The following is an 18862-nucleotide window of genomic DNA, read 5'->3' as shown; positions in this document are numbered from 1 at the left end:
GTGCGGGAGGCGGGATGTGGGTGGCTGTGACAGAAAGCCTGGGGGAGCACCGGTGGGGTGCTGGGAAGCAGGCTGCGGTGACGGAAAGCCTGGGGGGAGAGGGTAAGTCAGCACCGTTCCACCTGCAGCGAACCGCGTCCCTCTGCGCGCACCGGGTTTGAGACAATGGGTCCATGCCTGAGATCGTCACCGGTTCCGTGTCCAACCCCGCCAATGGACAGCGTCGCTCCATCATGGGCCCGCTGGCGGTCGGCGCCATCGTGGTGCTGCTCTTCGTCTCCGTGCTCTTCGCAGCGAACCAGAACGAGGTGGTTGGCTGGATCGTCGCCTTCCTCATCGCAGCGTGGCTGATCTTCGCGATCGTTGCCCTCGTTGTGATCCGTCGTGGGGCACGAGCAGTGGGCAAGAAGTGGGACGACACCAATGCAAACCTCGCCGCACGTACCTCCGGGACCACCGTGGGCGTCATCGACGAGGAAGAACGTAACCACGAGCTGAAACTGGATCACTCCTTCAAGATCATCCAGGTGCAGCACGGCCAGGTCATCAAGTATCTGGGGCAGGAGGACGAATCCTCGCGCGACCAGGTCAATCGTGCGCTGGAGACCATCCAGATCACCGCAACGAACGCCCGCGACATGATCAACCAGCGCCGCAAGGACCGTAAGGCCCAGAGCGTTGACGGCGAGATCATCGACGAGTGATGCGAGCTCACGGCGCGTGTGCCGCGCCCCCGGCGCGTAACGCGCTGAGGCGAGCAAACGCCGTCGGGCATTAGAATGGGTGCGTGACTGCGAACGCCGAGATTCCCCTGCCCACCTTCCCGCCCTCTGTGGACAAGGGCACCGCGACGCGGATCGCCACGGTCAACGTCAACGGGATCCGTGCCGCGTACAAGCGCCACATGGAGCACTGGGTGGCCGAGCGCGACATCGATATCCTGTGCATGCAGGAGGTCCGCGCTCCCGACAAGATCGTCAACGACTTCCTGGCAGAGGACTGGCACGTCATCCACGCCGAGGCCGAGGCCAAGGGCCGCGCCGGCGTGCTGATCGCCTCCCGCGAGAAGCCGGAGGCGACCCGCGTCGGGATCGGCGAGGACTACTTCGCGACCTCGGGCCGTTGGGTCGAGGCCGACTTCACGATCAATGGCACGCCCCTGACCGTCGCAAGTGTCTATGTGCACTCCGGTGAGGTGGACACACCCAAGCAGGTGGACAAGTACCGCTTCCTGGACACCATGACCACCAAGCTGCCCGCTCTGGCCGCATCCGGCCGCGACGTGCTGCTGGTGGGCGACATGAACGTTGGCCACACCAAACTGGACATCAAGAACTGGAAGGGCAACGTCAAGCGCTCGGGCTTCCTGCCGGAGGAACGTGCCTACTTCGACCGCTTCTTCGGTGAGGAGATCGGGTTCCGCGACGTCGCGCGCCAACTGGCGGGCGAGGTCGACGGACCCTTCACCTGGTGGTCGTGGCGCGGGAAGGCCTTCGACAACGACACCGGTTGGCGCATCGACTACCAGATGGCCACTCCGGACCTTGCCTCCCGCGCCGTTCGCGCCGTGGTGGATCGCGCCGACTCCTACGACACGCGTTTCTCCGACCACGCACCCCTCGTCGTTGACTACCAGTTCTGATCGGCCCCGGCCGCTCGCACGCGTTCACACCGCGCGCTGAGCGCCGGGAGCCGAGCCAAAAACTTTGATTTAAGGATTCACTCCTCATGACTTCCGAGAATTCCGAACCGCGCATCCTCTCCGGTATGCAGCCCTCGGCGGACTCCCTGCACCTGGGCAACTACCTGGGCGCGCTGGTGAACTTCGTCAAGCTGCAAGACACGTCGGATGCGTTCTACTTCATCCCCGACCTCCACTCCATCACCTCCCCTGACGGTGGCACGGATCTGGCCAACCGCACGCGCACCACGGTGGCGCAGTACATCGCCGGCGGCATCGACGTGGAGCGCTCAACCCTCTTCGTCCAGTCCCATGTGCCCGAGCACGCGGAGCTGGCCTGGGTCCTCAACTGCATCACCGGGTTCGGTGAGGCCTCCCGCATGACGCAGTTCAAGGACAAGTCGGTGCGCTACGGTCAGGACTCCACCAACGTCGGCCTGTTCACCTACCCCGTGCTGATGGCTGCCGACATCCTCCTGTACCAGGCCAATCAGGTGCCGGTGGGCGCCGACCAGAAGCAGCACGTGGAACTCACGCGTACGCTGGCGCAGCGCTTCAACCACCGTTACGGCGAGACCTTCGTGGTCCCGGAGCCCTTCATCCCGGCCGAGGGTGCCAAGGTCTACGACCTGCAGGATCCCACCTCGAAGATGTCCAAGTCCTCGGCGTCCCCGAACGGCCGCATCAATATCCTGGACACGCCGAAGGTGATCGCCAAGCGCATCAAGTCCGCCGTGACGGATGACGGCAACGTGGTGGCCTTCGACCGCGAGACCAAGCCGGGCGTCTCCAATCTCCTCTCCATGCTCTCCGTGGTGACGGGTACGCCGGTGCCGGAACTCGTGGCCTCCTACGAGGGCAAGATGTACGGGCACCTGAAGGTGGATGTTGCCGACGCCGTGGTCGCCGCACTGGAGCCCGTCCGGACCCGCACGCTTGAACTGCTCGACGATCCGGCAGAGATCGATCGCATCCTCGCCCGGGGCGCGGCCAAGGCCCGCGAGGTCGCCTCCGCGACCTTGGCTTCCGTGTACGACGCGGTGGGCTTCTTGCCGCCGCTCGGCCGGGCCTGAGGGAAGGCACCACGATGGCGTCCCCGACCTCCGCTGCTGCCGACAGGATCGGCGTGGTGATCCGCGTACCGGAACCCCGCGCCGAACGGTTGCGCACCGTGAGGCGTCAGGCCGGGGACCCCTTGGCCGCACTCGAGCCTCACCTGACGCTGGTCACCGGCGTCCAAGTGGGGGACTGGGCTGCCGCATTGGAGCATGTCCGCTCGGTGGCCGCGGCCACGGCACCGTTCAATCTGCTTGTCCAGGGGGCAGGAACGTTCCGCCCGGTGACGCCCGTGGTCTATGCGGCTGTGGTGGAGGGTGTGGACGAGTGCATGCAGCTGCACGTGGCGCTGCAGTCGGGCCCGCTGGAAGCCTCGAGCGAGTACCCGTACGTGCCGCACGTGACGCTGGCCCAGCACGTGGATGATGCCGCACTGGATGCCGCTGCACTGTCCCACTCGTTGGAGCGCTGGTGGCTCTTCGCCGACTCGCTATCCGTGTATGCGGCGCCGGCCGACGCGACACCGGAGGAGTGGGAATTGCTTGAGACGGTGGCCTTGGGCGGCTGAGTATTTCCGTCCGTGGGCCGGGCCTCCACGCTGAGGCAGGGTTTCGCCCCTCGAGCCCAACCTTGCGCCAGAATTGCCCGTTCAACCAATTGAGACACGCGCGTTCCTAGGGGCCTGATGGGTTGGAAGGGCAAGACTGCTGGGAAGCGCGCAGCGGCTACAGAGAAGGGCCCCGGAACTCGTGATGAGTTCCGGGGCCCTTCTCACGTGAGCGCGAGTGAGGCGCGTCAGGCCGGTCTCAGACGGTGCGGTGCAGGATGGCCTGCTTGACCTCGGAGATGGCCTTGGTGACCTGGATGCCACGGGGGCATGCCTCGGTGCAGTTGAAGGTGGTGCGGCAGCGCCACACGCCTTCCTTGTCGTTGAGCACCTCGAGACGCAGGTCGGAGGCCTCGTCACGGGAGTCGAAGATGAAGCGGTGAGCGTTCACGATGGCGGCCGGGCCGAAGTACTGGCCGTCGGTCCAGAACACGGGGCAGGACGTGGTGCAGGCTGCGCACAGGATGCACTTGGTCGTGTCGTCGAAGCGCTCGCGGTCCTCGGCGGACTGCAGGCGCTCCTTGGCCGGCTGGTGTCCCTTGGTGATCAGGAACGGCATGACCTCGCGGTAGGACTGGAAGAAGGGCTCCATGTCCACGATCAGGTCCTTCTCGCACGGCAGGCCCTTGATGGGCTCCACAGTGATGGGCTTGGACGTGTCCAGGTCCTTGAGGAGGGTCTTGCAGGCCAGGCGGTTACGGCCGTTGATGCGCATGGCATCGGAGCCGCACACGCCGTGTGCGCAGGAGCGGCGGAAGGACAGCGAGCCGTCCTGCTCCCACTTCACGGTGTGGAGGGCGTCCAGCACACGGTCGGTGCCGTACATGGTCAGCTGGAACTCGTCCCAGGTGGCCTCCTCGGAGACCTCGGGGTTGTAGCGGCGGACCTTGAGGGTGATGTCGAAGGACTCGACGGCACCCGCGGTGCCGGCGTTGAGCTCGACCTTGGATGCGGGTTCGGCGACTGCAGTGCTCATCAGTACTTACGCTCCATGGGCTCGTAGCGGGTGAAGATGACCGGCTTGGTGTCGAAGCGCATACCCTTGATGCCCTCGGTCTCAGCCTCATCATCCTTGTAGATCATGGTGTGCTTCATGAAGTTCTCGTCATCGCGCTTGGGGTAATCCTCGCGGAAGTGGCCGCCGCGGGACTCGTGACGGTGCAGGGCGGAGACGGTCATGACCTCGGCGAGATCCAACAGGAAGCCCAGCTCGATGGCCTCGAGCAGGTCGAGGTTGAAGCGCTTGCCCTTGTCCTGGATGCCGATGTTGTTGTAGCGCTCGCGCAGGGACTCGATGTCGGAGAGGGCCTGGGCGATGGTGTCGCCGGAGCGGAACACCTGCATGTTGGCGTCCATGGTCTCCTGCAGGTCCTTGCGGATGGCGCCGACGCGCTCCGGGCCGTCGTTGTCGCGCACGTGAGCGACCTGCTCCTCGACGAAGGCCGTGGGGTTCTCGGGGAGCTCCACGAACTCTGCCGTTGCGGCGTACTTGGCGGCGTTGATGCCGGAGCGCTTACCGAACACGTTGATGTCCAGCAGTGAGTTGGTGCCGAGGCGGTTGGAGCCGTGCACGGACACGCAGGCCACCTCACCGGCGGCGTAGAGGCCGGGGACCACGGTGTCGTTGTCCTGCAGCACCTCGCCCTTGATGTTGGTAGGCACGCCACCCATCACGTAGTGGGCGGTGGGGAACACCGGGACGGGCTCGGTGTAGGGCTCCACACCCAGGTAGGTGCGAGCGAACTCGGTGATGTCGGGGAGCTTGGCATCGATGTGGGCCGGTTCCAGGTGGGTCAGGTCCAGGTAGACGTAGTCCTTGTGGGGGCCGCAACCGCGACCCTCGCGGACTTCGTTGGCCATGGAGCGGGCCACGATGTCACGGGGAGCCAAGTCCTTGATGGTGGGGGCGTAGCGCTCCATGAAGCGCTCACCCTCGGAGTTACGCAGCACGGCGCCCTCACCACGGGCTGCCTCGGAGAGCAGGATGCCCAGGCCGGCCAGGCCGGTGGGATGGAACTGCACGAACTCCATGTCCTCCAGCGGGATACCGCGGCGGTAGATCATGGCCATGCCGTCACCGGTCAGGGTGTGGGCGTTGGAGGTGGTCTTGAAGACCTTGCCTGCACCACCGGTGGCGAAAACCACGGCCTTGGCCTGGAAGGTGGCGATCTCGCCGGTGGAGAGGTCGTAGGTGACCACACCGGAGACGCGCTTCTGCTGGTACTCCGTGCCGTCCTCGCGCTTGGCTGCTTCCTCGGTGATGAGGACGTCCAACACGTAGACCTCGTTGTAGAACTCGACGTTGTGCTTCACGCAGTTCTGGTAGAGGGTCTGGAGGATCATGTGGCCGGTGCGGTCTGCCGCGTAGCAGGCGCGACGCACGGGGGACTTGCCGTGGTCACGGGTGTGACCACCGAAGCGGCGCTGGTCGATCTTGCCCTCAGGGGTGCGGTTGAAGGGAAGACCCATGTGCTCCAGGTCCAGCACGGCGTCGATGGCCTCCTTGGCCATGACCTCGGCTGCGTCCTGGTCAACGAGGTAGTCGCCACCCTTGATGGTGTCGAACGTGTGCCACTCCCAGTTGTCCTCCTCGACGTTGGCGAGGGCTGCGCACATGCCGCCCTGAGCCGCGCCGGTGTGGGAACGGGTGGGGTAGAGCTTGGTCAGGACCGCGGTGTGGGCGCGCTGGCCGGCCTCGATGGCGGCGCGCATGCCGGCTCCGCCGGCTCCGACGATCACGACGTCGTACTGATGTACCTGCATTCGTGTGATTCCTTAAAAGATCATGTCTTCTTGTACCCAAGTGGGTTTGGCTGCTCGGTTGCGGTGGCCCCGGTCAAGAGAGGTCACCGGCCGACTCAGCCGGCGGGGCAGAAGCCGTATTCCTTACCAGTGACCATGCAAGGGTCAAAGGTGAAGATCACCAGGGTGCCGAGGATGATGATGAACGCCGTGACGATGTAGAGGATGCCCTTGAGCCAGAACCGCGTGCGGTCCTTCTCTGCATAGTCGTTGATGATGGTGCGAACACCATTGGTGCCGTGCAGCATGGCGAACCACAACATGGCCAGATCCCAGATCTGCCACAGGGGGCTGGCCCACTTACCGGCAACGAAGCCCCAGTCGATGGCGTGCACACCGTCGCCGACCAGCAGGTTGGTGAACAGGTGGCCGAAGATCAGGACGATCAGGATGACACCGGAGATGCGCATGAACAGCCATGCGATCATCTCGAAGTTGGTGCGAGACTTGCGAGAGCGGTTGTACTTGGGGTCAATCCGCTGGGAGCGCGGTGCGTCGATCTGTGCGGTCATGATCAGTTGCCTCCCGTGAATGCAAGGGTGAGGTGACGGGCGCCGAAGGCCACCACGAAGACGACCCAGACGACCATGACGGTCCAGAAGAGGGCCTTCTGGATCTTGGGGCCCTGCTTGAGGAAGTCGACGAGGATCAGGCGCAGGCCGTTGAAGGCGTGGAACAGGATGGCGGCGACGAGCGCGAACTCGCCGATGGCCATCAGGGGGTTCTTGTAGGCCTCGATGACTGCGTCGTATGCGCCGGGGCTGACGCGTACCAGCGCGGTGTCCAGAACGTGGACCAACAGGAAGAAGAAGATGACGACACCGGTGACTCGGTGTCCAACCCATGACCACATGCCTTCACGGCCGCGGTAAAGGGTGCCGGAAGATGCCTTCGACACGTAAATACCTCCATGCCTCCACCGGGCGCGTGGTTGGTCCACGCAGGTGAGGGTGCTTCCCGATGTGAGCTTTTCAGGCCGATCCTAGACCACTTTCGAGCGATGTTCATGCTTCTGCGTGACTTCATGTGGCGAGCGTCACCCATGTTTCCTATTTCGGTTCCATGGCGCGGTATAACAGGCTTTTGAGGTATCGTAATTAATGCAGGTGAGGCTATTTCGGACCCATTCTCAGCGCGCATGGTTGACATACGCGGAATGGAGGATTAGCGCCGGACGTGAATGTGGGTGTGAGGGCCCCGTCCGGTACCGTGAATCCAATGAATGAGCCGCTGTTGGAGCGTTTTCATGCCGTCATCCCCGCTGGGGGGACCGGGACCCGGCTGTGGCCGTTGTCCCGTGCGGCCGCGCCCAAGTTCCTCCATGACCTCACCGGATCGGGTACCGCCCTGATCCGGTCCACCTATGATCGGCTGACGCCCTTGGCGGGGAACAGCATCATGGTGGTGACCGGCCGCGCCCACGGTGCGGCGGTGAGCGCCCAGCTCCCTGCACTCACGGTGGGAAACCTGGTCCTCGAGCCTTCCCCGAAAGATTCGGCCGCCGCCATCGGACTGGCAGCCGCCATCCTGTATCGCCGCGATCCGGACACCATCATGGGCTCCTTCGCGGCCGACCAGGTGATCGTCCCCGTCGAGGCATTCCAGCAGTCTGTGGTGGAAGCGGTCAGGATCGCCGCGACCGACAAGATCGTCACCATCGGCATCACCCCGACCTATCCCTCCACCGGCTTCGGGTACATCCGCTGCGGGGAACCCCTGGACGTGGAGGGCGCCCCGAACGGGCGCAACGTCGCAGAATTCGTGGAGAAGCCGGAAGAGGAGGCTGCGCAGCAGTACCTCGCATCCGGGCAGTTCCTCTGGAACGCCGGCATGTTCGTGGCTCCCGTTGCACTGATGCTCAAGCACCTCCGCGCCAATCAGCCCGAGCTGGCCGCAGGCGTGGAGAAGATCGCGGACGCATGGGACACGGAGCACCGGGACCACGTCATCGAGGAAGTGTGGCCCACGCTGCCCGGCATTGCCATCGACTATGCCGTTGCGGAACCGGCGGCCGCAGCAGGAGACGTGGCCGTGGTCCCGGGCGACTTCACCTGGGACGACGTGGGGGACTTCGCCGCACTCGGCCGACTAAATCCTGCTGCGGACGAGACCGGCACCACCGTTCTGGGTGAGGGTGCCCGCGTCTATGTGGATCAGGCCAGCGGCATCGTGGTCTCCGATACCAAGCGTGTCATCGCCCTGATCGGGATCGACGACGTGGTGGTGGTGGACACCCCCGACGCGCTCCTGGTGACCACCAAGGATCACGCACAGCAGGTCAAGGGTGCGGTGGAGGCGCTCAAGGCCCACGGTGAGACCGACGTGCTCTGAACGCGTGAACTCCGGAGTGCCTGAACCCCCGGCACCCGGAATCCCCGGCATAACCGACGTCACCGCATGCATAGACTGACAGCAACGGAAACCTGCAGCAGGAATATGGAGAACAGTCGTGGTCAAGGAAGTCATCCAGGTGCCCAAGGTGGGGCCCGTCGTGGAACGTCATCTCGATGAGCTGATCGCTTTCCGGCGTGACGTCCACGCCCACCCGGAGCTGTCCTTCCAGGAAGAGCGCACTACGGGGAAGATCATCGAGGTCCTCACGGCGGCCGGCCTGACCCCGCACCGTATGAGCGGTACAGGTGCCTGGGTGGAGATCGGTGAGGGCGACCTCGCCATCGGCCTGCGTGCCGATATCGACGCCCTGCCGCTCACCGAGAAGACCGGCCTGGAGTACGCCTCCACGAACCCCGGCGTGTGCCACGCCTGCGGCCACGACATCCACACCACGGTGCAGCTCGGTACGGCGCTTGCGCTGAAGGACCTCCACGACCAGGGTCTGCTCCACGGCCGCGTGCGCATCCTCTTCCAGCCCGCAGAGGAACGCATGCCCGGTGGCGCCAAGTCCGTCATCGAGCAGGGACTGCTGGGCGACGTCCCGCGGGTGCTCGCCCTGCATTGCGAACCGCGCGTCCCTGTTGGCCACATCGCCACCCGCATCGGTGCCATCACCTCCGCCTCCGACACCATCCGCATCCGCCTGGTGGGCCGCGGCGGCCACACGTCGCGTCCGCACCTGACCGAGGACCTGGTCTTCGCGTTGAGCCAGATCGCCGTCGGTGTGCCGGCCGTGCTCTCCCGCCGCATCGACGTCCGCTCCGCGGTGTCCGTGGTGTGGGGACAGATCAACGCAGGCAATGCCCCGAACGCGATCCCCAGCGTCGGCACGCTCTCTGGCACCATGCGCTGCCTGGACGGCAAGGCCTGGGAGTCCGCCGGAGAGCTGTTGGACGAGGTCGTGGCCCAGGTCGCCGCCCCGTACAACGTCAAGGTGGACCTGGAACACATCCGTGGCGTGCCTCCTGTGGTGAACACTCCGGAGGAGACGGCCCTGATCGAGGAGGCCGCCCGCGGCGAGATCGGTGCGGACGCCATCGAGCTGATCGGCCAGTCCATGGGGGGCGAGGACTTCGCCTGGATGACCCAGGAGCGTCCCGGTGCCATGTTCCGCCTGGGAACACGGCGCCCGGACGGACCGGAATACGACCTGCATCAGGGCAATTACAACCCGGATGAGCGCGCCATCGGGGTGGGCGTACGGATCATGACCGCCTCCGCCTTGCGCGCGGTCGCGGAGCGCAACGCGGGCGTCAGCCCGCGCTGACGGCGCGGGGCAGCAACCCCGGATCCATGCCCGACGGCGGGACGCGAGTCCCGCCGTCGGGCATCCTTGTGTACGCGGGCCATGCCTCGACATGTGACAAGCACATTTCGCCCGGTTCATGCATCTCGTGGCATTCATAGTGCTTCATATTCCGGGGTATCCTGGTCCAGGTGCTTACCCCTGAGGTGGGAATAGCACCGCCCGCATCGCCGACCAGGAGGCTCTTTTGAAGACCACCCGTACCCGTATGGGCGCTGCCGCGTCCGTTCTCGGAATCGCAGCGCTCGTTCTTGCAGCGTGTGGTTCCGCCCCTGAAGACTCGAAGGGGTCCGACTCCGCCGATTCCGGCTCCTCGACCTCGGCACCCAAGGGTGAGCCGGCCACCGACTTCATCGGTTGCATCGTCTCCGACTCGGGTGGATTCGACGACCAGTCCTTCAACCAGACCTCCTACGAGGGGCTGAAGCAGGTGGAGGCCTCCCGCCAGATCCAGATCAAGGAAGCCGAGTCCAAGGACGACTCCGACTTCAAGCCGAACCTGGACGGCATGGTCAAGAACAAGTGCGACATCACCTACTCCGTGGGCTTCAACCTGGCCAAGGCCACCAAGGAAGCAGCGGACGCCAACCCGGATGCTCACTTCGCGCTCCTGGATGACGACTCCGCCAAGGCGGACAACATCAAGAACCTGACCTACCAGACCGATGAGGCCGCCTACCTGGCCGGCTACCTGTCTGCGGCTCAGACCAAGACCAACAAGGTCGGTACCTTCGGCGGCATGAAGATCCCCACCGTGACCATCTTCATGGAGGGCTTCGCCGAGGGCGTTGCCAAGTACAACGAGGACAACGACAAGAACGTCCAGGTCCTTGGCTGGAACACCAAGAAGCAGGACGGCACGTTCGTCGGCGACTTCGAGAACCAGGACAAGGGCAAGTCCATCACCGCCAACCTGCTGGCTCAGGGTGCGGACATCATCATGCCCGTGGCCGGTCCGGTCGGCCTTGGCGCACTCTCCTCCATCCAGGAGTCCAAGGATCAGGGCAACGACGTCAAGGCCGTGTGGGTGGACGCCGATGGTTACAAGTCCGCTCCGAAGTACAAGAAGATCATGCTGACCTCCGTCATCAAGGCCATGGACAAGACCGTGGAGGACGTGACCAACGAGGCCATCGACGGCAAGTTCTCCAACGAGCCCTACGTCGGCACCCTGGAGAACGAAGGCGTGGCGCTTGCCCCGTTCCACGACTTCGACTCCGAGGTCTCCGATGAGACCAAGAAGCAGCTGGATGACATCAAGGCCCAGATCATCTCCGGTGATCTGAAGGTCGGTTCCTCCAAGTAACTCGGATGGTGTGACACGGGTGCCATCCACCACGCAACCCGTGGTGGATGGCACCCGCTGTCTGTCCCCGGCCCGGAAGCGGCCGCACACGGTCCCCCTGTTTGACCCCAACGAGCGGATACATCCCACGTGAAACTCGAACTCGAGAACATCTCCAAAGCGTTCGGTGACTTCTACGCCAACAAGGACATCTCCTTGACCGTGGAACCCGGACAGATCCACGCCTTGTTGGGCGAGAACGGCGCAGGGAAATCCACCCTGATGAACGTGCTCTACGGCCTGTACGAACCCACCGCCGGGCGCATCCTGGTCGACGAGGTGCCGATGCACTTCGAGGGGCCGGGCGACGCCATGGCGGCGGGCATCGGCATGGTCCACCAGCACTTCATGCTGGTCCCGGTCTTCACCGTGGCCGAGAACGTCGCGTTGGGCGCGGAGTCCACATCGGCCGGGCTGTTGAGCCTCAAGGAGACGCGGCGCAAGATCAAGGAGATCTCCGACCGCTACGGATTCGGTGTGGATCCCGACGCCATCGTCGAGGACCTCCCGGTGGGCGTGCAGCAACGCGTGGAGATCATCAAGGCTCTGGTACGCCAGGCCAAGGTGCTCATCCTGGATGAGCCCACCGCCGTGCTGACGCCGCAGGAGACCGACGAACTCCTGGCGATCATGAGGGACCTCGCGTCCTCCGGTACCTCCATCGTGTTCATCTCCCACAAGCTGCGCGAGGTCAAGGCCGTCTCGGACGTGATCACCGTGATCCGTCGCGGCCAGGTGGTCGGGGACGCAGAGCCCACAGCGGAGCAGTCGGAGCTGGCCGCGATGATGGTGGGCCATGACGTGTCCCTGAAGGTGGACAAGGCTCCGGCCGAGCCGGGCGAGGCCACGTTCTCCATCCGTGACCTGGTGGTCGCTGACCGCAGCGGGCAGCGGCCGGTGGACGGCATCAGCCTGGACATCTCGAAGGGCGAGATCCTGGCCGTGGCCGGTGTGCAGGGCAACGGCCAGACCGAATTGGCCGAGGCCATCATGGGCCTCACCAACGCCCACGTGACCGGCTCCATCAAGCTCGAGGGGCGTGAGCTCCTGGGCCGCACACCCCACGACGTCCTTCACGCCGGAGTGGGGTTCGTCCCCGAGGACCGTACCGAGGACGGCCTGGTCGGTTCCTTCACCATCGCAGAGAACCTGGTCCTGGACGTTTACGGGACCCCCAAGTTCTCCACGGCTGGCTCCATGAAGATGGGAGCCATCGCCAAGAACGCCACCGAGCTCGTGGACGAGTTCGACATCCGCGCGCAGTCCATCCAGTCCCTGGCCTCCCAGCTCTCCGGCGGTAACCAGCAGAAGGTCGTCATGGCTCGCGAGCTCTCCCGCCCGCTGAGCCTCTTCGTCGCCTCCCAGCCCACCCGAGGTGTGGATGTGGGCTCCATCGAGTTCCTGCACGAGCGCATCGTGGCCGAACGCGACAAGGATACGCCTGTGCTGATCGTCTCCACCGAGTTGGACGAGGTGTACGCGCTCGCGGATCGCATCGCGGTGCTCTTCGACGGCAAGGTGATGGGCATCGTGGAGCCCGACACCCCGCGTGACGTGCTCGGCCTGATGATGGCCGGAAGCACCCTGCAGGAGGCGCTCGACGCCGCCGCGGACGTGGAACCCGGTCCGGTGGCCGCAGCCGCCCCGGACGAAGGCCCCGAGGAGACCGCCACGGTGATCACCTCCGACGCCATCGAATTGAACGAGTCTGAACTTCCCGCAGACCCGGAAGGAACTGAGAAGTGAGCAACAAACCAGCCACCGCTGATGCGCAGGAGCCAGGGCTGATGCAGCGCATCGTGCGCGGCTCCACCCTCACCTCGATCCTGGCCGTGGTCGTGGCCCTGATCATCGGCGGCCTCATCATCGCGCTGACCAATCAGGACGTCTGGGAGAAGTCCTCGTACTTCTTCGCCCGCCCCGGTGACACCCTCGGCGCGGCCTGGGATGCGGCCTCCAAGGCTTATGTGGCGCTCTTCCAAGGCGGCATCTACTCTCCGGAGCAGGGTTTCAAGCCCATCGCCGCGTCGCTGACCAACGCCGCGCCCCTGATCCTCACGGGGCTTGGCGTGGCCGTGGCCTTCCGCTCCGGCCTGTTCAACATCGGTGCTCAGGGCCAGATCATCTTGGGCGGTATCTTCGGCGTCTGGGCCGGCTTCGCCTGGAGCCTTCCCTCCTGGCTTCACATCGTCGTGGTGATCCTGATGGCTGCCCTCGGTGGTGCCGTCTGGGGTGGCATCGTCGGCTGGCTGAAGGCCGTCACAGGGGCCCACGAGGTGATCCTCACGATCATGCTCAACTACGTGGCCCTGAAGCTGCTGAACTTCGTGCTGACCCAGGCTGGGTCGCCGTTCAAGACCTCAGCCACCGGTGGTGCGGTGTCCAAGGACCTCAAGGATTCCGCCCACTACCCTGACCTGATCCCGGGCAGTGGACTGGACCTGGGATTCCTGGTGGCCATCATCGTCACCATCGTGGTCTGGTGGCTCATGAGCCGCTCCACTCTCGGCCTGCAGCTGCGTGCCGTGGGTGAGAACCCCCATGCGGCCCGCACCGCAGGCATCAACGTCAAGATGGTCACCCTGGTGGCCATGCTGATGGCCGGAGCCCTGGCCGGCATGGCCGCGCCCTCGCAGCTGATGTCCCAGGACCACCGCCTCACCGGCTCGGTGGCCGCCTCGATCGGCTTCGACGCCATCACCGTGGCCCTGCTCGGCCGTTCGACCCCCATCGGTACCTTCTTTGCCGGCCTCCTGTTCGGCGCCTTCAAGGCCGGTGGCATCGAGATGCAGCGTGTGGGTCTCTCCAGCGACATCGTGCTCGTGGTGCAGTCACTCATCGTGCTCTTCATCGCTGCCCCGCCGCTGATCCGGGCCGTCTTCGGCCTCAACAAGGTCGGTAGACCCAAGAAGAGGAAGAAGAAACTGGCCTCCACCGTTGCCGCGTCCACCGAAGGAGGTGCGGCATGAGCACCGCAGCCAAGACCGAGCAGAATCCTGCCAACGTGTCCGAGCAGGAAAAGCGTCCGGTGGTGCGTAGTTGGCGAACCACCATCGTGTTGGGTGTCCTGGCCCTGATCGGGCTGGTGGGCTTCGGCCTGCTTGGCCCCAACAAGGACGCCACGTTCGTGGTCAGCCAGGCCGCTGACGCGATCCAGATTCCCAACATCACGGTCTCGGGCAAGCTCACGGGCCTGCTCACGGGCGTGCTCATGGCCCTCATCGCTGTCTGGAGCTACCTCCAGGCCAAGCGGGGCAAGAAGGTCCCCGGCTGGGCCGTGGTGGTCTTCGGCATCCTCTTCGTGGCGGCCTTCCTCACCTGGTGCGTCTCCATGGGTGACCCGGGCATGGACATGCCCCCGCTGCCGCTGCAGCTGCCCAACCTGTTGGTGCTGGCCGTGGCCTCCTCCATCCCGCTGATCTTCGGATCCCTGGGCGGCGTGATGAGCGAACGCTCCGGCGTGGTCAACATCGCCATCGAGGGCCAACTGCTGGGCGGCGCCTTCTCCGCTGCCCTCTTCGGAACCGCCTTCGGCAGCGTGTACGTCGGCATGATCGCGGCTGCCGTGGCCGGTGCTCTGGTCTCGATGCTGCTGGTGCTCTTCGGCCTCAAGTACCGCGTGAACCAGGTGATCGTGGGCGTGGTGCTCAACGTGTTGGTCTCAGGCCTGACCGCCTACCTGCTGCACTCCGTGCTCAACGAGGGTGACAACAAGGACCACTTCAACTCCACACCGACGCTGCCCAAGATCTCCATCCCGGGCCTGAGCGAGATCCCGCTGATCGGCCCCGCACTGTTCAACCAGACCCTGCTGGCCTACCTGATGTACGTGGCCGTGTTCGTGGTCTGGTTCGCGCTGGGTCGCACACGTTGGGGACTGCGCACGCGTGCCGTCGGCGAGCATCCCAAGGCGGCAGACACCCTCGGCGTGAAGGTCAACTCCCTGCGTTTCGTCAACGTCACCATCGGTGGCGCTCTGGCCGGCCTGGGTGGTTCCTACTTCACCCTGGTGTCGGTGCACGAGTTCAAGGAAGACATGACCGCGGGTAGCGGCTACATCGCCTTGGCGGCCGTCATCCTGGGCCGCTGGAACCCGATCTCCGCCGCACTGGCCGGGCTCATGTTCGGTTTCGCGACCAACCTGGGGCAGCAGGTCACCGTGCTGCAGACCCCCGTGCCAAGTCAGTTCTTCGAGATGTTGCCCTACCTGGTGACCATCCTGGTCGTGGCCGGGCTGGTGGGTAAGTCGCGTGGCCCTGCGGCCAGTGGCGAACCCTACGTGAAGGAATAGCCATGACGGTGGACTGGGAAGCCCTCAAGGCCGCCGCCGTCGCTGCTACCAGCCACGCCTACGCCCCCTATTCGGGGTATGCGGTGGGTGCGGCTGGCCTGAGCGAGGACGGCCGACTGGTATCGGGCTGCAACGTGGAGAACGCCGGCTACGGGGTCACGCTGTGCGCCGAATGCACCATGATTGGCGAACTCGCGATGACCGGCGGGGGCAAGCTGGCCGCCTTCACCTGCGTCAATGCCAGCGGCGAAACCATCATGCCCTGCGGCCGCTGCCGCCAGCTGTTGGCGGAGCATGCCGGCCCGGATTTCGTGGCCCTGGGCGTGCGCGGCGAGATGACGCTTGACCAGCTGCTGCCCGCGGCCTTCGGCCCAACCGACCTGAACTGACTTGAGGAGCATTCCTGTGGCAATCGAACCCTTCGACGCCGTCGACGTCATCGCAGCAAAGCGTGACCGTAAGACCCTGAGCCCGGAACAGATCGACTGGGTCGTGGATGCCTACACCCGCGGGGTGGTTGCGCCGGAGCAGATGAGTGCGCTGGCCATGGCAATCTTCCTGAACGGCATGGACCGTGCCGAGATCGCCCGTTGGGCCGACGCCATGATCCGGACGGGGGAGCGGCTCTCCTACACCGGGCTCGCCCGCCCGGACGGGACGCGGATCCCCACGGCGGACAAGCACTCCACCGGCGGAGTGGGAGACAAGATCACCCTGCCCCTGGGCCCACTGGTGGCCTCCTTCGGCGTGGCGGTTCCACAGCTCTCCGGCCGCGGGCTGGGCCACACCGGCGGCACGCTGGACAAGATGGAGGCCATCTCAGGGTGGAATCCCAACCTGAGCAACGAGGCCATGTTCTCGCAGCTCGAGGACGTGGGTGCCATCGTGGCCGCAGCCGGCGCCGACCTGGTCCCGGCCGACAAGCTGCTCTACGCGCTGCGGGACGTCACCGGCACGGTGGAGTGCATCCCGTTGATCGCCACCTCCATCATGTCCAAGAAGATCGCGGAGGGCACCGGTTCCTTGGTGCTTGACGTCAAGGTGGGATCCGGGGCGTTCATGAAGACCGAGGAGCAGGCCCGCGAGCTGGCCCGCACCATGGTGGACCTGGGAGGCGACGCCGGGGTGAACACCGTGGCGCTGCTGACGGACATGTCCACGCCGTTGGGCCTCACGGTGGGCAATGCTGTGGAGGTCGAGGAGTCCCTCGAGGTCCTGGCAGGTGGTGGTCCGGCCGACGTCGTGGAGCTGACCGTGGCACTGGCCAGGGAGATGCTGGCCGGTGCAGGTGTCACCGACGTGGACGTGGCGGCCAACCTGAACAATGGCAAGGCCATGGACGTGTGGAACCGCATGATCTCCGCTCAGGGCGGGGACCCGAACGCCGCGCTGCCCACCGCCAAACATGAGGACGTGGTCTACGCCGAAGCCGATGGCGTGCTGCTGAGCCTGGATGCGCTGAGCGTTGGTGTGGCTTCCTGGCGCCTCGGTGCCGGCCGCGCGCGCAAGGATGATCCGGTGCAGGCCGGCGCGGGGATCCGCCTGCATGCCAAGCCGGGGGCAACGGTTCGTCGCGGCCAGCCGCTCGTGACCCTGCTGAGCGACGACGAGGCCCGCTTCGCCCGCGCCCGTGAGGCACTCGCGGGTGGCGTCATCATCGGGCCAGAGGGTGATCGTCCCGCGCTGCGTGGCATCGTCCTGGATCGCATCGCCTGACGCGGCGTCATGTCCTGCCCCGAATGGATGAAGTTCCCAGGTGATCGGGAGAAAATGGGGACACAAAGATTCGTGGGTGCCTCGGGCGCCAACGCCGGTGCACCTGGAAGGACATCGCTGACAGCCCATGTCGTGGACTGATTGGATGCACGCCATCAACGACGGCGTGCTGCACGCGGCCTGGGCCTGGTGGGTTCTGCCTGTGGTGTTCCTGCTGTGCGTGATCGACGGCTTCTTCCCCGTGGTTCCATCGGAATCCCTGTTGGTGGCGTTGTCCTCGGTGTGGGTCGGGCGCGGCTTCCTCCCCCTGGTGGTGCTGGTCCTGGTCGGCGCCGCGGGGGCCTTCGTGGGCGACCAGATCGCCTTCCGCATAGGTAAGGCACTGGGCCAACGCCGAACCAAATGGATGCAAAGACCACGTGTGGCCAAGGTGTTCGACGCCGCTGAGCGGCAGTTGCGCCGTCGCGGCGCGGTGCTCATCTTCTCCGCCCGCTACGTGCCCATCGGCCGCGTGGCCGTCAACTTCACCGCGGGTGCCACGGGCTACTCGGCGAAGCGCTTCGCGTTCCTGGACGGCATGGGTTGCCTGCTCTGGGGAATCTACTCGGTCTCCATCGGGGCCCTGGCCGGGAACTGGATGGAGCACAACAGGGTGCTCGGCATCGTCCTCTCCATCGCTGTGGCCATTGTGCTCGGCTGGCTGCTGGATCGTCTGGTGCACACTCTGGTGATGCATCGATACCCCAAGGCCCTGCGGAACGCCCTGGTCCGTGCTGACGCCGATCCAGAGGCGGTGGCGGAGAGCGGGCCGGAGACTGAGGACACGGACGGCGCGGTGAAGCAGCGTCCCAACACGACCCCGGACGGATCACAGAACTCGGACGCCGTCTGACCCTCTTCTACCACCATGCCCGACGGCGTGTGCCCGCCTCCCGCGGGCACGTTCCCGGGCGCACCGGCACTCTGCCACGCCGGCATTGGGTAGTTGACCGCAATCAAACCGTCAGACCCCTCCGGGACACTTGGTTCATGGAAACGGGTAGCGGTTCCATCGCTCTGGCGGTGGACAGTATGCAGGCATTACGGGAGGTCATCGACCTCTTGAACGGTGATGCCTCCCGCACTCGTGCCGGACTGTATGACGCAGCCGAGCAGGTGACTCGGGTGCACAACATGCTGGAAGCGCTGAACCTTGATTTGGCTAACCGGTACCGGGACGTGGTGACCGAGGACTTGGCCGCTGTGGCTCCAGCTGGGCGGAGGGCGCCGCGGACCGGGCAGCGGTTGGCCGAGCAGGCGCGGCGGGGGACGGGTCAGGATCTTTCCCCGGCCTGGCATCTCACCCCGAATGCCTCCCGCAAACGCGTGGGGCTGGCCCGCATGGCCGCCAACACTTTGCCCGAATGCGTGGGCCAGGTCCGCAAGGGTGAGGCCACCGAAGACCACCTCACAGCCGTCCTCCACGAGGCCGTCGTGTTGGAACCGGAGGATCAGGCCCGCATCGACCACGACCTCGCCCAACAACTCCCTGACCTGACCGTGGGGGCGGCGAAGGCGGCCGCGTTCAAGCGGGCGGCGGAGTTGGATGCGGCGACCATGGTGGAGCGGGCCGAACGCGCGGCCAGACATGCCCACGTCTCCGTCCGCCCGGCACCGGATTGCAT

The 18862-nt window shown here is 65.4% G+C and carries 17 protein-coding genes and 1 pseudogene; 14 read left to right on the top strand and 4 right to left on the bottom strand.

The annotated features are described in order from the left end of the window. Positions 1–173: 173 nt before the first annotated feature. From Q0A15_RS13960 to Q0A15_RS13945, 4 genes are all read left to right on the top strand, one after another. Complete coding sequence (locus tag Q0A15_RS13960; protein WP_291280130.1) at positions 174–704, top strand: hypothetical protein; 531 nt, start codon at positions 174–176, stop codon at positions 702–704. Between the two features lie 128 nt (positions 705–832). Beyond that, entirely contained in the window at positions 833–1642 is an 810-nt protein-coding gene (locus tag Q0A15_RS13955) for an exodeoxyribonuclease III (protein ID WP_291280132.1), read from the top strand. An 86-nt stretch (positions 1643–1728) separates the two neighbouring features. Then, positions 1729–2754 (top strand): tryptophan--tRNA ligase, encoded by a 1026-nt coding sequence (trpS, locus tag Q0A15_RS13950; RefSeq protein WP_291280129.1) that lies wholly within the window; start codon positions 1729–1731, stop codon positions 2752–2754. A gap of 14 nt (positions 2755–2768) precedes the next feature. Next, positions 2769–3305, top strand: a complete 537-nt coding sequence (locus Q0A15_RS13945; protein ID WP_291280128.1) for a 2'-5' RNA ligase family protein — start codon at positions 2769–2771, stop codon at positions 3303–3305. A 238-nt stretch (positions 3306–3543) separates the two neighbouring features. Here Q0A15_RS13945 and Q0A15_RS13940 read toward each other — a convergent pair whose 3' ends face one another. The 4 genes from Q0A15_RS13940 to sdhC form a co-directional block, all read right to left on the bottom strand. Continuing rightward, complete coding sequence (locus Q0A15_RS13940; RefSeq protein WP_291280127.1) at positions 3544–4320, bottom strand: succinate dehydrogenase iron-sulfur subunit; 777 nt, start codon at positions 4318–4320, stop codon at positions 3544–3546. Beyond that, a complete protein-coding gene (gene sdhA, locus Q0A15_RS13935; RefSeq protein WP_291280126.1) occupies positions 4320–6107 on the bottom strand; it encodes a succinate dehydrogenase flavoprotein subunit in 1788 nt (595 codons plus the stop codon). Before sdhA ends, Q0A15_RS13940 begins: the two co-directional genes overlap by 1 nt. Positions 6108–6202: 95 nt before the next feature. Beyond that, the gene (locus tag Q0A15_RS13930) at positions 6203–6658 is read right to left on the bottom strand and encodes a succinate dehydrogenase hydrophobic membrane anchor subunit (RefSeq protein ID WP_291280125.1); all 456 of its coding nucleotides are present in this window, start codon (positions 6656–6658) and stop codon (positions 6203–6205) included. A gap of 2 nt (positions 6659–6660) precedes the next feature. After that, positions 6661–7044, bottom strand: a complete 384-nt coding sequence (gene sdhC / locus Q0A15_RS13925) for a succinate dehydrogenase, cytochrome b556 subunit (protein WP_291280124.1) — start codon at positions 7042–7044, stop codon at positions 6661–6663. A gap of 320 nt (positions 7045–7364) precedes the next feature. Here sdhC and Q0A15_RS13920 point away from each other — a divergent pair, with 320 nt between their 5' ends. The 10 genes and pseudogenes from Q0A15_RS13920 to Q0A15_RS13875 all read left to right on the top strand — a co-directional run. Continuing rightward, positions 7365–8477 (top strand): mannose-1-phosphate guanylyltransferase, encoded by a 1113-nt coding sequence (locus Q0A15_RS13920; protein WP_291280123.1) that lies wholly within the window; start codon positions 7365–7367, stop codon positions 8475–8477. A gap of 118 nt (positions 8478–8595) precedes the next feature. Continuing rightward, positions 8596–9807, top strand: a complete 1212-nt coding sequence (locus Q0A15_RS13915; RefSeq protein WP_291280122.1) for an amidohydrolase — start codon at positions 8596–8598, stop codon at positions 9805–9807. A 247-nt stretch (positions 9808–10054) separates the two neighbouring features. After that, positions 10055–11152, top strand: a complete 1098-nt coding sequence (locus tag Q0A15_RS13910) for a BMP family ABC transporter substrate-binding protein (protein ID WP_291280131.1) — start codon at positions 10055–10057, stop codon at positions 11150–11152. A 129-nt stretch (positions 11153–11281) separates the two neighbouring features. Beyond that, a complete protein-coding gene (locus tag Q0A15_RS13905) occupies positions 11282–12937 on the top strand; it encodes an ABC transporter ATP-binding protein (RefSeq protein WP_291280121.1) in 1656 nt (551 codons plus the stop codon). Beyond that, positions 12934–14160 carry an ABC transporter permease gene (locus Q0A15_RS13900; RefSeq protein WP_291280120.1) on the top strand — a complete coding sequence of 409 codons (1227 nt, stop codon included), beginning with the start codon at positions 12934–12936 and terminating at the stop codon, positions 14158–14160. The genes Q0A15_RS13905 and Q0A15_RS13900 overlap by 4 nt, the downstream gene beginning before the upstream one ends. Further along, a complete protein-coding gene (locus Q0A15_RS13895; protein WP_291280119.1) occupies positions 14157–15482 on the top strand; it encodes an ABC transporter permease in 1326 nt (441 codons plus the stop codon). Before Q0A15_RS13900 ends, Q0A15_RS13895 begins: the two co-directional genes overlap by 4 nt. A 2-nt stretch (positions 15483–15484) precedes the next feature. After that, the gene (locus Q0A15_RS13890; protein ID WP_291280118.1) at positions 15485–15871 is read left to right on the top strand and encodes a cytidine deaminase; all 387 of its coding nucleotides are present in this window, start codon (positions 15485–15487) and stop codon (positions 15869–15871) included. Between the two features lie 16 nt (positions 15872–15887). Further along, positions 15888–17198 carry a thymidine phosphorylase gene (locus Q0A15_RS13885; protein ID WP_291280117.1) on the top strand — a complete coding sequence of 437 codons (1311 nt, stop codon included), beginning with the start codon at positions 15888–15890 and terminating at the stop codon, positions 17196–17198. Positions 17199–17325: 127 nt separating this feature from the next. Next, positions 17326–18090 carry a DedA family protein gene (locus tag Q0A15_RS13880; protein WP_291280116.1) on the top strand — a complete coding sequence of 255 codons (765 nt, stop codon included), beginning with the start codon at positions 17326–17328 and terminating at the stop codon, positions 18088–18090. A gap of 137 nt (positions 18091–18227) precedes the next feature. Further along, positions 18228–18862, top strand: a pseudogene (locus tag Q0A15_RS13875) (hypothetical protein); the annotation flags it as partial.

It is taken from the genome of Galactobacter sp., from assembly GCF_022712295.1.
Taxonomy (GTDB): Bacteria; Actinomycetota; Actinomycetes; order Actinomycetales; family Micrococcaceae; genus Galactobacter.
Note: the sequence above shows the minus strand (reverse complement) of the source record. Positions and strands in the feature narration are given on the sequence as shown.